The sequence below is a fragment of the Kitasatospora sp. NPDC058170 genome (assembly GCF_042883905.1).
GTDB lineage: Bacteria > Actinomycetota > Actinomycetes > Streptomycetales > Streptomycetaceae > Kitasatospora.
In genome coordinates this window covers 258,349-270,958 of record NZ_JBHVUV010000004.1, presented here as the reverse complement: position 1 = coordinate 270,958, position 12,610 = coordinate 258,349, and the positions used below count along the sequence as shown (strand labels likewise).

Annotated in this window: 13 protein-coding genes; 6 read left to right on the top strand and 7 right to left on the bottom strand. The window is 73.6% G+C overall.

Features of this window, described 5'->3' with window-relative positions:
- Positions 1–115: 115 nt before the first annotated feature.
- Together ACFVVX_RS07375 and ACFVVX_RS07370 are read right to left on the bottom strand one after the other, a co-directional pair.
- Positions 116–691 (bottom strand): TerD family protein, encoded by a 576-nt coding sequence (locus ACFVVX_RS07375; protein WP_387942388.1) that lies wholly within the window; start codon positions 689–691, stop codon positions 116–118.
- 125 nt (positions 692–816) lie between these two features.
- Positions 817–1,314 (bottom strand): hypothetical protein, encoded by a 498-nt coding sequence (locus ACFVVX_RS07370; RefSeq protein WP_387942386.1) that lies wholly within the window; start codon positions 1,312–1,314, stop codon positions 817–819.
- 68 nt (positions 1,315–1,382) lie between these two features.
- Here ACFVVX_RS07370 and arfB point away from each other — a divergent pair, with 68 nt between their 5' ends.
- Positions 1,383–1,814: an alternative ribosome rescue aminoacyl-tRNA hydrolase ArfB gene (gene arfB / locus ACFVVX_RS07365; RefSeq protein WP_387942384.1), complete on the top strand. Its 432-nt coding sequence runs from the start codon at positions 1,383–1,385 to the stop codon at positions 1,812–1,814.
- A 1-nt stretch (position 1,815) separates the two neighbouring features.
- Here arfB and ACFVVX_RS07360 read toward each other — a convergent pair whose 3' ends face one another.
- Positions 1,816–2,343 carry a flavin reductase family protein gene (locus ACFVVX_RS07360; RefSeq protein WP_387942382.1) on the bottom strand — a complete coding sequence of 176 codons (528 nt, stop codon included), beginning with the start codon at positions 2,341–2,343 and terminating at the stop codon, positions 1,816–1,818.
- A 368-nt stretch (positions 2,344–2,711) separates the two neighbouring features.
- Here ACFVVX_RS07360 and ACFVVX_RS07355 point away from each other — a divergent pair, with 368 nt between their 5' ends.
- Entirely contained in the window at positions 2,712–4,514 is a 1,803-nt protein-coding gene (locus ACFVVX_RS07355) for a diguanylate cyclase domain-containing protein (RefSeq protein ID WP_387942380.1), read from the top strand.
- Positions 4,515–4,682: 168 nt separating this feature from the next.
- A complete protein-coding gene (locus tag ACFVVX_RS07350) occupies positions 4,683–5,648 on the top strand; it encodes a carbohydrate-binding protein (protein WP_387942378.1) in 966 nt (321 codons plus the stop codon).
- Between the two features lie 165 nt (positions 5,649–5,813).
- Here ACFVVX_RS07350 and nagA read toward each other — a convergent pair whose 3' ends face one another.
- Complete coding sequence (gene nagA, locus ACFVVX_RS07345; protein ID WP_387942376.1) at positions 5,814–6,986, bottom strand: N-acetylglucosamine-6-phosphate deacetylase; 1,173 nt, start codon at positions 6,984–6,986, stop codon at positions 5,814–5,816.
- Positions 6,983–7,930: an ROK family protein gene (locus ACFVVX_RS07340; RefSeq protein WP_387942374.1), complete on the bottom strand. Its 948-nt coding sequence runs from the start codon at positions 7,928–7,930 to the stop codon at positions 6,983–6,985. Before ACFVVX_RS07340 ends, nagA begins: the two co-directional genes overlap by 4 nt.
- 299 nt (positions 7,931–8,229) lie before the next feature.
- On the opposite strand from ACFVVX_RS07340, the gene ACFVVX_RS07335 reads away from it, so the two are divergent.
- Positions 8,230–9,501, top strand: coding sequence for an extracellular solute-binding protein (locus ACFVVX_RS07335; RefSeq protein WP_387942372.1), 1,272 nt, complete (start codon positions 8,230–8,232; stop codon positions 9,499–9,501).
- Between the two features lie 36 nt (positions 9,502–9,537).
- On the opposite strand, the gene ACFVVX_RS07330 is transcribed toward ACFVVX_RS07335, so the two are convergent.
- Positions 9,538–9,885, bottom strand: a complete 348-nt coding sequence (locus ACFVVX_RS07330) for a cupin domain-containing protein (protein ID WP_387942370.1) — start codon at positions 9,883–9,885, stop codon at positions 9,538–9,540.
- A gap of 101 nt (positions 9,886–9,986) precedes the next feature.
- Here ACFVVX_RS07330 and ACFVVX_RS07325 point away from each other — a divergent pair, with 101 nt between their 5' ends.
- Together ACFVVX_RS07325 and otsB are read left to right on the top strand one after the other, a co-directional pair.
- Positions 9,987–10,214: a DUF3263 domain-containing protein gene (locus tag ACFVVX_RS07325; RefSeq protein WP_387942368.1), complete on the top strand. Its 228-nt coding sequence runs from the start codon at positions 9,987–9,989 to the stop codon at positions 10,212–10,214.
- Between the two features lie 72 nt (positions 10,215–10,286).
- Positions 10,287–11,132 carry a trehalose-phosphatase gene (gene otsB / locus ACFVVX_RS07320; protein WP_387942366.1) on the top strand — a complete coding sequence of 282 codons (846 nt, stop codon included), beginning with the start codon at positions 10,287–10,289 and terminating at the stop codon, positions 11,130–11,132.
- Here the strand turns inward: otsB and ACFVVX_RS07315 are convergent.
- Positions 11,116–12,606, bottom strand: a complete 1,491-nt coding sequence (locus ACFVVX_RS07315; protein WP_387942364.1) for a trehalose-6-phosphate synthase — start codon at positions 12,604–12,606, stop codon at positions 11,116–11,118. The two genes, otsB and ACFVVX_RS07315, sit on opposite strands and share 17 nt — an antisense overlap.
- Positions 12,607–12,610: the final 4 nt, after the last annotated feature.

The window sequence follows — 12,610 nt, the reverse complement described above, 5'->3', positions numbered from 1 at the left end:
GGTGTCCTGCGCCGCGTCTGTCGTTGCGGGAGCCGCCGGCCGGCCCGTCACCGGCGGGGAACGCCGAAGCGCCCGGCCCCTGACGGAGGGGGGCCGGGCGCTTCGCGGTCGGGCGTCAGATCTGGACGCCGAAGTCCTGGGCGATGCCCGCCAGGCCGGAGGCGTAGCCCTGGCCGACGGCGCGGAACTTCCACTCGGCGCCGTTGCGGTAGAGCTCGCCGAAGATCATGGCGGTCTCGGTGGCGGCGTCCTCGGAGAGGTCGTAGCGGGCGATCTCGGCACCGCCGGCCGCGTTGATCACGCGGATGTAGGCGTTGCGGACCTGGCCGAAGTTCTGCGAGCGGGCCACCGCGTCGTAGATCGAGACCGGGAAGGTGATCTTGACGGCCTCGGCCGGGAGGCCGGCCAGGTTGACGTTGATCGCCTCGTCGTCGCCCGCGCCCTCGCCGGTGCGGTTGTCACCGGTGTGGACGACGGTGCTGTCCGGGGTGCTGGTGTTGTTGAAGAACACGAAGTGGCTGTTGGACAGCACCTTCCCGTCCGCGTTCAGCACGATCGCGCTGGCGTCGAGGTCGAACTCGGCGCCGGTCGTGGTCCGGACGTCCCAGCCGAGGCCGATGGTGACCGCGGTCAGGCCGGGGGCCTCCTTGGTCAGCGAGACGTTGCCACCCTTGGAGAGGCTCACTGGCATGGTGTTTGCTGTCCCTTCGTTGCTTTTGCCCGGGATAACGCGAGAGACCACGGGCTTGGTTCCGCGCCCTGTGCCAAATTCTTCGGGGCGGATCAGGGCGGGGCAATGGCTGGATCGAAACCCGGTCAGATTCGGCGGAAGCGGCCCTGCAGTGACCAGATGTTCGGATTGTCGGCCAGGTCGGGGTGCATGTCGAAGAGATCGGCGAGCGTGTCCTGGAGGAAGTCCCGGGCCTCCCGCCGCAGGTCGCCGTGGCGCAGGACGGCGGGCGGCTCGTCCGGCAGCCAGGTGGCGCTGACCTCGACCCAGTTGAAGCGGCGGGCGAAGCGCAGCAGCTCGGTGTTCTGGGTGAAGTCGAGGTCGGCGCTCTGCACCCGGGCGGCGCGGCCGCCGTCCGGATCGCGGTCCAGCTCCTCGGCGATGTCGCACAGCGCCCAGGCGAAGTCGAGGACCGGCACCCAGCCCCAGGCTGTGGACAGTTCCGCCCCGTCGGCGTCGAGGTAGACGTCGCCGCAGAAGAGGTCGTACCGCAGGGCGTGCACCGAGGCGCTGCGGTAGTCGGTCTGCGGGGGGTCGGGGAAACGGTTGGAGAGGGAGTAGCCGAGCTCGATCACGTAGGCCATTGTCGGGGCTGCGGGCGGTGCCGGATAACCGGGTGACCCGGCGGGCCCGGGCGCGGGATGATGGGCCCATGCCCGAGCCCATTCGCGTCCGGGGATCGGTGGTCGTCCCTGACGCCGAGCTCGTCTGGCGCTTCTCCCGTTCCTCCGGCCCCGGTGGCCAGCACGTCAACACCTCCGACACCCAGGTCGAGCTGCGCTACGACCTGGCCGCCTCCGCGGCGCTGCCCGAGGTGTGGAAGCAGCGCGCCCTGGAGCGGCTGGCCGGCCGGCTGGTGGACGGGCGGGTCCTGGTGGTGCGCGCCTCCGAGCACCGCTCGCAGTGGCGCAACCGCGAGGTCGCCGCGGCCCGGCTGGCATCGCTGCTGGGCGAGGCGACCGCGCCGCCGCCGAAGGCCCGTCGGGCGACCAAGCCCAGCCGGGGCATGGTCGAGCGGCGGCTGTCCAACAAGCGGCACCGCTCCGAGCTGAAGCAGGGCCGGCGCGCGCAGGGCGGCGAGTAGCTCAGCCGACCTGCCGGTAGCCGCCGCGGAAGTAGAGCAGCGGGCGGCCGCCCGGGTTCGGCACCACGGCCTCCAGGACGCGGCCGAGCAGCAGGGTGTGGTCGCCGGCGGCTATCCGCTGCTCGGTGCGGCACTCCACGGTGGCCAGCGCGCCGTCGATCAGCGGTGCGCCGCTGGCCGGGCCGCGGTGGTGCGGGGTGTCGGCGAAGAGCAGCCGGTCGCTGAGCCGGCCCTTCATCGCGAACCGCGAGCCGAGCGCCTTCTGCCCCTCGGCGAGCAGCGAGACCGCCCAGGTCTCGGCCCGGGAGAGCACCTCGTCCATCCGGGAGTCCTCGCGGACGGAGATCAGCACCAGCGGCGGCTCCAGCGAGACGGAGAGGAAGGACGTGGCGGTCATGCCGACGTCCTCGCCGTCCTCCGGGTCGTGGACGGTCACCAGGCTCACTCCGGAGGCGAGCTGGGAGAGCGCAGCCCGGAACTCGTCGGGCGTCGCTTGGGAGGCAGCCTCGGGCTGCGGGGACGAGTACACGTACCGCACGGTAGTCGGCGGCCGGGGGGAACGGCATCGGGCCGTGGTCGTAGGACCAGGGCTGCAGAAGGTTACGGCCGGCGGCGATGCTCACCCCTGGGAGTGAAGGTGAGGGCCTGGCGGGCGTCAGTCGACTTCAGTGTGCGGCCAATGCGGCCGACCACGAGAAATGTTCCGATGAAGCCATATGTCCTGTTATGGGGCGGATGAGCTGATTAAGGGCGCATAAGTGTCGTGTGATTTAAGTCACAAGTGGCTGCCTATTGCTGACCGAGCGTGCCGAACGCTGTGCTCCCTGTGATTCAGTTCTTCTGGCAATCGGACGATAACCATTCAAGAACTATCCGAAGCAGCCGGGGAGCCCCCGCATGGAAGCCGAGTCGGAGCCGTACGTCCGTCTCGCGACCCTCCGCACCTTGCACCGGGTCGTGGCGGACCTCAACGCTGCCCGCAGCCTGGCGGGCACGCTGCAGGCCGTGGTCGAGGGCGCGGTCCACGGGCTCGGATTCGACGCCGCCGCGGTCAGCCTGGTCCGGCCGGACGGCGACCTCGTGGTGGCGGCCGTCTGGGAGCTGGAGGAGAGCGCCATGGGCGGCCCCTCCGTCCTGCTCGGCCAGGTCGGCTCCCGGGAGTCCTGGGACCGGCTGCTCGGCGTCAGCGACCACTGGGGCACCCTCCGCTTCCTGCCCTACGACCGGGGCTGGGCCGTCGCCAGCGACATCCCGCGCTGGATCGGCGACGGCTCGCTGCCCGTCTACGCCAACGACTGGCACCCCGCCGACGGCCTGCTCGCCCCGATGTACAGCGCCGGCGGCGACCTGCTCGGCGTTCTCTCGGTGGACCGCCCGCGCAGCGGCAAGCGGCCCGGCGCCTGGACCCGCGAGGCGTTGGAGATGTTCTCCCTCCAGGCCTCCATCGCGATCGGCAACGCCCGGCTGCGCGCCGAGATGCAGCGCGCGCTGGCGCGGCTGGAGAAGGAGCAGCAGGCGCTGCGGGCCAGCGAGGAGAGCTTCCGCCAGGCCTTCGAGTACGCGCCCAGCGGGATGGCCATCACCGAGCTGCACGGCGCCGGGCGAGGCCAGCTGACCAGAGTCAACGACGCGCTCTGTCGTCTGCTCGGCCGCCCCCGCGCGGTGCTGCGCCAGCAGAGCTTCGCCGACCTCGTGCACCCCGAGGACCGCGCGCTGCTGGAGCGCACCAGCGCCGAGAGCGGCCGGGCCGAACTGCGACTGTCCCGGCGGGACGGCGGCTACCAGTGGGTGTGCCTGCGCAACTCGATCGTCGCCGACGCCGCCGAGGGCCCGAGCTTCCTGCTCACCCACGTCGAGGACATCGAGGACCGCAAGCGCCACGAGCTGCAGCTCGCCCACCGGGCCAGCCACGACGCGCTCACCGGCCTGCCGAACAGCGCCGAGCTCAGGGCCCGGCTGGGGCGGCGGCTGTGCGGCGAGCCGCAGACCGCCGTCGCCGCGCACGCCGAGAGCCCGTACCCGCCGCAGTACGCGGGCTACCCCGCCGACTCCTACAGCGCGCACGCGGCGTACGACGGACTGGAGGGGACGGACCCGCGGCCGGGGCAGGTGCACGGCTACGGGGCCCCCGAGGGGCACCCCGGTCCCGGCCTGGCCGGGGCGGACCGGCCGGGCGGCTACGGCGAGCACGTGCACGCGGTGGTGCCCGCCGACCTCGGCTCGGGCGGCGACGCCTGGGCCGGCCCGTTCCGCTCCGGCGGCGCGGCCACGGCGGAGAAGGGGCTCGCGGTGCTCTTCTGCGACCTCGACGGCTTCAAGTCGATCAACGACCGGTTCGGGCACAACGCGGGCGACGCGGTGCTGGTCGAGGTCGCCCGCCGGCTCAGCCAGGCCGTCCGGGACGGCGACACGGTGGCCCGGCTCGGCGGCGACGAGTTCGTGGTGCTGGCCGACGGCATCGGCCGGGAGGAGGCCAAGGACCTCGCCCACCGGCTGCGCAACGCGATCATCCCGCCGATGCGGATCGACGGCCGGGCGATGCGGGTCGGGGTCAGCCTCGGCGTCGGCTGGGCGGGCTGCGGGATGAGCACCGAGGAGGTCCTGCACACGGCGGACGAGCGGATGTACGACGAGAAGCGGGCCCGGGGCGGCGCGATGCGCGGGGCCCGGGGCGAGCGCTCGCACCGCCGGGCGGGCTGAGCGCCCCCCTGCCGCACGCCCCCGGCGCGGAAAGCTACTCGCGGGTTGTCAAGGGGTCTTTTCCGAGGGTCGCGCCCGGCAGGTAGGGTTCCCGGGTACGAGCGACCACCACTTGCGCCGGCGGCACGGCAGCCGGGCGGCGCGAACGCGACGGGGGAGTTGACCACCGTGACGACCGCCGGCAACAACGGAGTGCCCGAGAGCCCGGAGGGCGGTGCCCCGCAGGACGACGATCCCTTCGGCTACCTCTACCGTCCGGCCGAAGGCGCCTCCGCGCAGCCGGCCGAGCCCCAGCAGGGCGTTCCGCGCACGTCGTACAACCGCCCGATGGAGGTCGGCCGCGCCCAGTACGGGCAGCAGGCGCGCCCGCAGCAGCCGTACCCGCCGCAGCAGCAGCCGTACCCGCAGGGCGGGCAGGGCGGCCAGCCGTACGGGCAGCAGCCCGAGCACGGCGGCGCGATGCCCCCCACCCAGCAGACCCGCTACGCCGAGCACTCCCGCCCGCAGCCGGGCGAGGAGCGGCCGAGCGGCGGCCGGGGCAAGGGTGCGGTGATCGGCGCGGTGGCGGTGGTCGCGGCCATCGCGATCGGCGCGGGCATAGCGCTGTCCACCGGGGACCCGGACGACAAGAAGGCCAAGGGCGGCACCTCCAGCGCCGCGCCGGTCGTCCCGAGCTCCGGGTCGGGCAGCCCCTCGGCCTCGGCCTCCGCCACCTCCTCGGCGAGTGCCACCGCGGCCGGGCCGGGCACCTACGACGCCACCCAGCTGCAGGGCCAGAACGCGCCGTCCGGGAACACCGTCAAGGGCGCCAAGTCGGCGGACGGCGGCTACCTGACGCTCCAGCCGGGCGGCTCGGTCACCTGGGCGGGCGAGGTGTCGGCGGCCGGCACCTACAAGCTCACGGTGCACTTCAACAACCCCGCGACCGACGTGAAGGCCGCGGCGACGGTGAACGGCAAGGACTGGCCGAGCGGTCTGACCTTCAAGAACTACTCGCCGGGCAAGGACGCCGCCGCGTCCTGGTACACGACCTTCATACTCCCGCAGCTGCAGGCCGGTCCGAACACGATCACCATCTCGGGGCCCTCGGGCGGGACGGTGCTGATCGACCAGGTGGTCCTGGAGGCCGCCTGACCTTCTGCGGCCGGGCTTCGGCCCCGCACGCACCGCGGCCGCCCGTTCCCCTGTCGGGGGCGGGCGGCCGCGGTGCGTTGCCCGGACGACCGGATGGTCGGGGCCGGCGGCCGGGCGGTCCAGGGCCCGGCCGTCAGCGGCTCGGGCGGTCGGGCGGTCGACGGTTCAGGCGGGCTTCACCGCGGCGAACCGGTCGCGGCCGGTGATCCACCGGCCGCGGCGGACGACGGCGACCAGGTCGTAGCTGTCGGAGTCGAGGACGACGAGGTCGGCGTTCTTGCCGGTCTCCAGCGAGCCGACCGAGTCGGCGAGGCCGAGCAGGCGGGCCGGGACGGCGCAGAGCGACTCCACCGCCTGGTCCGGCGTCAGGCCGTTGACCGTCACCGAGCGCTTGAACGCCACGTCCAGGGTGAGCGTGGAGCCGGCGATCGCACCGCCCTCCACCAGGCGCGCGACGCCGGCCTTGACCTCGACCTGGAGGGGGCCGAGGGGGTAGAGGCCGTCGCCCATGCCGGCGGCGCCCATGGCGTCGGTGATCAGGGCGACCCGGGAGGCGCCGGCGGTGCCGTAGGCGAGGTCGAGGACGGAGGGGTGGAGGTGGATGCCGTCGTTGATGAGCTCGACGGTGACCCGCTCGTCCTCCAGCAGGGCCACGATCGGGCCGGGGGCGCGGTGGGCGATGCCGGGCATGGCGTTGAAGAGGTGGGTGGCGACGGTGGCGCCGGCCTCGATGGCCTCGAGGGTCTTGGCGTAGTCGGAGTCGGTGTGGCCGACGGCGGCGATCACGCCGAGGTCGGCGAGCATCCGCACGGAGTCCAGGCCGCCGGGCAGCTCGGGGGCGAGGGTGACCATCTTGGCGTGGCCGCGGGCGGCGTCGACGAGCTTGCGCACCAGGGCCGGGTCGGGGTCGCGCAGCAGGTCGGGGCGGTGGGCGCCGCAGCGGCCCGGGGAGATGAAGGGGCCCTCGAAGTGGATGCCGGCCAGGGTGCCGTCCTCGACGAGCTCGGACAGGACGGCGGCCTGCCGGGCGACCTCGTCGATCTCGCCGGTGACGGTGGAGGCGATGGTGGTGGTGGTGCCGTGTTCGAGGTGGGTGCGGGCGGCCTTGAGGGCCTCCTCGGCGATCCCGGAGGCGTAGGAGGCGCCGCCGCCGCCGTGCACGTGCAGGTCGACGAAGCCGGGGACGACGGTGTATCCGGTGAGGTCGAGGTCGCCGGGCTCGTTCGGGCCGCCGAGGGCGGTGATCCGCTCGCCCTCGATGGTGATCCGGCCGCCGTCGACGGTGCCGCCGGGCAGGACCAGGCGGGCGCCGGCCAGTGCAGTTCGGTCCGCGGTCACGCGGTCACCTCCATGGAGAGCAGATCCCAGGCGAGCAGGCCGGCGCCCAGGGACGCGGCGGTGTCTTTGAGCATGGCGGGCACGACCTCGGGGGGCATCTGGAAGGTCAGCCGCTCGGAGACCGCCGCCCGCAGGGGCGTGAAGAGGGTGTCGCCGGCCTCGGCCAGCCCGCCGCCGACGATCACCGTGGACGGGTCGAGCAGGCTCTGGGCCAGCACGATCCCGTCGGCGAGGGCGTCCACCGCGTGCTGCCAGACCGCGACCGCGCGGGGGTCCCCGGCGTCCACCGCGACGGCGCAGGATGCCGCGTCGGCGTCGGGGTCCCCGCTGGCCGCGGCCCAGGCCCGGGAGACGGCGGAGGCGGAGGCCAGGGTCTCCAGACAGCCCCGGGCGCCGCAGCCGCACTGCGGTCCGCCGGGGCGGACCACCACATGGCCGATCTCGCCGCCGTAGCCGTGGGCACCGGCCTCGATCCGGTCACCGATGCCGATGGCGCCGGCGATGCCGGTGCCCAGCGCGATGAACAGGAAGCGCTCGACTCCCCGACCGGCGCCGAGGCGGCCCTCGGCGAGACCGCCCGAGCGCACGTCGTGGCCGAGCGCGACCGGGATCGGGGCACCGCCCGGCCCGGCCAGGCGCTCGCCCAGCAGCCTGCGCAGCGGGAGGTCCCGCCAGCCGAGGTTGGCGGAGAAGACCGCGATGCCGTTCTTCTCGTCGATCGTCCCCGGGACGGCGACGCCCGCCGCCAGCGGGGCGGCGCCGAAACGGCTGAGGCCCTCGTCCGCCAGATCGGCGGCGAAGTCGAGGATGGCGGCGACGACGGCATCCGTGCCGTGCTCCCGCCCGGTCGGTCGGCGTGCTTCGAACAGCACGGAGCCGTCCTGGGCGAGCAGCGCGGCCTTCATGCCGGTGCCGCCTACATCGAGTGCGATGACGTGCTTCACGGAGGACAGTTTCCCTTGGTCGGGTCGGAGAGGTCTAGTCCAGTTGTCGGATTGGTCTGGTCCAAAGTAGGTGAGCTTTGTCGCATAACCATGTGGTGTGCGGCACTTTGCGAGGCTCCTCGCGGCTCGCGGCCATTGCGCATCGTGCAATGACCTCCGCACTTCGATAACTACCCGGCGCGTACCGCCCACAGGTGTGGACCACTGTGCAATGCGTTTGGGAGTGTTGCCGCCTCCCCCCTGCCGGATTCCCCCGCCGGCTGCTTTTCCCTCCTCTCCCCCCGAAGGCGGTACCCGCGTTGAACCGACGCGCCCAGGCCCCCACCCGGCTGCTCGGCACCGCGCTGGCCGGAGCGCTGCTGCTCACCGGCTGCGGCGGCCAGGACGACGGCACGGTCACCCTCAAGCTGGTGGCGGCCGACTACGGCGAGAGCCCGGAGACCAGCTCCAAGCTGTACTGGGACGACGTCGCCCGGCGCTTCGAGGCCGCCAACCCCGGGATCCGGATCGACGTCGAGGTCACGAGCTGGACCGACATCGGCAAGCGGGTCGACGACCTGGTCGGCAGCGGGAAGTCGCCCGACCTGCTGCAGACCGGCGGGTTCGCCGACCAGGCCGCCGCGGAACGCCTCTACCCCGCCGCGGACGTGCTCTCGCTGGAGACCCAGGCCAACATCATGGAGTCGTTCTCGCACGCCGGGCAGGTGCTCGGCACGCAGTTCGGCATCCCGTTCGTCTCCTCCTCGCGGGTGCTGTTCTACAACAAGGCGATCTTCCAGAAGGCCGGGATCACCCAGCCGCCGGCCACCTGGAACGAGCTCAAGCAGGCCGCCGAGAAGATCAAGGCGAAGGTCCCCGGGGTCACCCCGTACGGGCTGCCGCTCGGTCCGGAGGAGGCGCCGGCGGAGTCGATGCTCTGGACCCTGAGCGGGGGCGGCAGCCTCTCCGACGACGTCGGCAACTACACCATCGACAGCCCGCAGAACCAGGCCACCTTCGGGTGGCTGCGCAGCAACCTGGTCTCCACCGGCCTGACCTATCCCGACCCGGGCAAGATGAACCGCACGCCGGTGTTCACCGACTTCGCGGCGGGCAAGGTGGCGATGCTGAACGGGCACCCGACGCTGCTGCGGATGGCCTCCGCCGGGAAGATCGACTTCGGGACGGCGGCGATCCCGCGCAAGGACGGGCTCGCCAGGACCGGGAGCCTCGGGGTGGCCGACTGGATGATGGCGTTCAAGGCCAACGGGCACAAGAACGAGATCAAGAAGTTCCTGTCCTTCGTCTACACCAAGGACAACCAGCTGAAGTTCGACGAGACCTACAACCTGCTGCCGGTCACCCAGGACGCCTTCACCGCGATGACCTCGGACGGCAGGCACGACGACCTGAAGCAGTTCGCCGCGGGGCTCACCAACGCGAGCTTCTACCCGTTCGGGGACCCGGCGTGGGCGGACGTCAGCAACCGGATCAAGGCGGGGATCGGCGGGGCCGTCACGGGCGACGCCAAGCAGGTGCTGGAGGGGCTGCAGCAGGCCGCGGTGAAGGAGACGGCCCGGGTCCGCAAGTGAACCCGGGCCGTGGGGGGCCGTCTGTGTGTGGGGGGCTCAGGCGAGGGTGATCGCGTAGGCCTTGCGGAGGGTCTCGTGGACGGTCCAGGTGGTGTGGTCACCGGCCCGCAGGACGGCGCAGTCACCGGGGCCGACCTCCAGGGTCGGGCCGCCGTCGACCTCGATGGTGGCCCGGCCGCTGAGCACCACGAACAGCTCGTCGGCCTCGACGTCGGTGACCACGCCCGGGGTGATCTGCCAGATGCCGCGCAGCTGGCGGCCGTCGGGGGACTCCCAGAGCACCCGGCCGGAGACCTCGGGGGTGCCGGAGACGATCTGGGCCGGGTCGAGCGGGTCGGGTTCGAGGTCGGCGGTGGGGATGTGCACGGCGAAGCTGTCGGTCATACCGTCGACGCTAGCCCGGCGGCCGGTGGCGTGGAGGGCGCAGAGTGTGTCCGAGCCGGGGGCGAGAATGACACTCCGTAGTGGACGGAGGCGGGTCGGGCATGGGTGAGCTGAGCGAGCGGGATCTGGCGGTGCTGGAGCTGGAGGGGCGCCAGTGGCGCACCGCGGGGGCGAAGGAGCGGGCGATCCGGGAGGAGCTGGGACTCTCCGGTACGCGGTACTACCAGCTGCTGAACGCGCTGCTGGACCGGCCGGAGGCGCTGGCGCACGCACCGGTGCTGGTGAACCGGCTGCGGCGGGTGCGGGAGGCCCGGCGGGCGGCCAGATAGGCCGGATGGGACACAGGAGACGGGACACCTGACGCGGCACTAGCCGCCGGGAGACGTGGGTAGGGTCCGGACATGGGCCTTGAGGACGTGTCGCTGCCGAGGACGGATGCCGGGCGCGCGGGGCTGGAGGCGGTGCTCGCCTCGCCCCGGGACGCGGTGGTCGCGCTGGACTTCGACGGGACGCTGGCGCCGATCGTGGCCGATCCGAGCCTGGCGCGGGCGCATCCGGGGGTGGCGCGGGCGCTGCGCGGGCTCGCCCCGCACATCGGGTCGATCGTCGTCGTGACCGGGCGGCCGGCGGCGCTGGCCGTGGAGTACGGCGGGTTCGGCGCGGTCGGGGGCGTGGTGGTGCTCGGGCACTACGGCGCCGAGCGCTGGGAGGCGGGCGAGGTCACGGCGCCACCGGTGCACCCGGGGGTGGCGGCGGTCCGCGAGGTGCTGCCGGGCGTGCTGACCGGGGCCGGGGCGCCGGACGGGACGTGGGTGGAGGACAAGGGGCGCTCGCTCGCGGTGCACACCCGGCGGACGGAGGCGCCGCAGGAGGCGTTCGAGCTGCTGCGTGCGCCGGTGGAGGCGCTGGCCGCCGGGCACGGGCTGGTGGTGGAGCCGGGCCGGCTGGTGCTGGAGCTGCGGCCGCCGGGGGTGGACAAGGGGGCCGCGCTGACCGGCTTCCTGCGGGAGCGGGGGGCCCGGGCGGTGCTGTACGCCGGGGACGACCTGGGGGACGTGCCCGCCTTCGCGGCGGTGGAGAAGCTGCGCGGGGAGGGCCTGGCCGGGCTGCTGGTGTGCAGCGGGACGGTGGACGGCGACGCGCCCGTGCGGGAGCTCGCCGACCGGGCCGACCTGGTGGTCGCGGGCCCGGCCGGCGTGGTGGGGCTGCTGACGGCCCTGGGGGAGGAGCTCAGCCGAGGGCGTTGAGCTGGTCCAGGAACCACTGCTGGGGCGGCAGGGCGGTCGCGGCGGCGGCCAGCCGCTTGGTGCGCTCGGCGCGTTCGCCGGCGGGCATGGTGAGCGCCGTGTGCAGGGCCTCGGCGGTGGCGATGACGTCGTACGGGTTGACGGTGACGGCGTCGTCGGCGAGCTCCGCGTGGGCGCCGGCCTCGCGCGACAGGACGAGGGCGCAGCCCTGGTCGGAGACCACCGGGACCTCCTTGGCGACCAGGTTCATGCCGTCCCGGATCGGGTTGACGAGGGCCACGTCGGCCATCCGGTAGGCGGCCAGCGACCGCGGGAAGTCGTCGTCGAGGTGCACGATCAGCGGCTGCCAGGCGGGCGTGGCGAACTCGGCGTTGATCTCCTCGGCGAGCCGCCGGACCTCGGCGGTGTAGGCCCGGTACTCGGCCAGGTCGGTGCGGGAGGGGTAGGCGAAGGCGATGTGGACGACCTTGTCCCGCCAGTCGGGACGGGTGCGCAGCAGGTGCCGGTAGGCCTGGAAGCCGCGGACGATGTTCTTGCTCAGCTCGGTGCGGTCGACCCGGACGACGGTGCGGCGCCCGCCGACGGCCTCGCGCAGGGTGGCCAGGCGTTCGTCGACGTCCGGGCGGTGGGACCGCTCGCGCAGGAAGTCGGCGTCGGCGCCGAGCGCGTGCACGCCGAGCCGGGTGGTGCGGCCGGTGGCGGCGCCCCCGGCCGGGGGGAGGGTGACGGTGAGGGCGTCCCGGTCGACGGTGGCGCCGAGCTGGTCCGCGCAGCACTCGGCGAAGGCCAGCGCCCAGCGGCGGGTGAGGAAGCCGGCCCGGTCGGCGCCGAGGATGCCGGTCAGGACGGCCTCGGCGACGTCGTCGGGCAGCAGCCGGAAGTACTCGGGCGGGGCCCACGGGGTGTGCGAGAAGTGGCCGATCCGCAGGTCGGGGCGGAGCGTGCGGAGCAGTCCGGGGACGAGCGAGAGGTGGTAGTCCTGGACGAGGACGGCCGCGCCCGGGGCGGCCTCGGCGGCCAGCGCCTCGGCGAAGGCGGTGTTGTACGCCCGGTAGGCCTGCCACTCGGTGCGGAAGCCGGCGTCGAAGGCGGGGGCGGTGGGGGTGGCGTAGAGCAGGTGGTGGACGAACCAGAGGGTGGAGTTGGCGACGCCGTTGTAGGCGCGGGCGAAGGTCTCCGGGTCGATGTCCAGCATCCGGACGGCCTGGCCGCCGACGTCGTGGCCGGCGAGGTCGAGGCGTCCGTCGGGGGCCTGCCGGGCCGCCCGGCGGTCCGCCTCGCCCAGTGCGGCGCAGACCCAGACGGCGCTGGGGTCGTCGATGGCGGAGAGCCCGGAGACCAGGCCGCCGCCGCCCCGGCGGAGGGTCAGTGTGCCGTCGTCCGCGGCGCTGAACGACACCGGCCCCCGGTTGGACGCCACCAGGACGGGGGCGGTGCCGGTCGGACTCGAACGTTCGGTCGTGAGATCGCCCATGGTT

Coding starts and splice junctions, on each gene's coding strand:
- ACFVVX_RS07370 (WP_387942386.1), bottom strand. CDS start 1,314: ATGGCCTACGTGATCGAGCTCGGCTACTCCCTCTCCAACCGTTTCCCC.
- ACFVVX_RS07375 (WP_387942388.1), bottom strand. CDS start 691: ATGCCAGTGAGCCTCTCCAAGGGTGGCAACGTCTCGCTGACCAAGGAG.
- ACFVVX_RS07325 (WP_387942368.1), top strand. CDS start 9,987: ATGGGTGAGCTGAGCGAGCGGGATCTGGCGGTGCTGGAGCTGGAGGGG.
- otsB (WP_387942366.1), top strand. CDS start 10,287: ATGGGCCTTGAGGACGTGTCGCTGCCGAGGACGGATGCCGGGCGCGCG.
- ACFVVX_RS07315 (WP_387942364.1), bottom strand. CDS start 12,606: ATGGGCGATCTCACGACCGAACGTTCGAGTCCGACCGGCACCGCCCCC.
- arfB (WP_387942384.1), top strand. CDS start 1,383: ATGCCCGAGCCCATTCGCGTCCGGGGATCGGTGGTCGTCCCTGACGCC.
- ACFVVX_RS07355 (WP_387942380.1), top strand. CDS start 2,712: ATGGAAGCCGAGTCGGAGCCGTACGTCCGTCTCGCGACCCTCCGCACC.
- ACFVVX_RS07330 (WP_387942370.1), bottom strand. CDS start 9,885: ATGACCGACAGCTTCGCCGTGCACATCCCCACCGCCGACCTCGAACCC.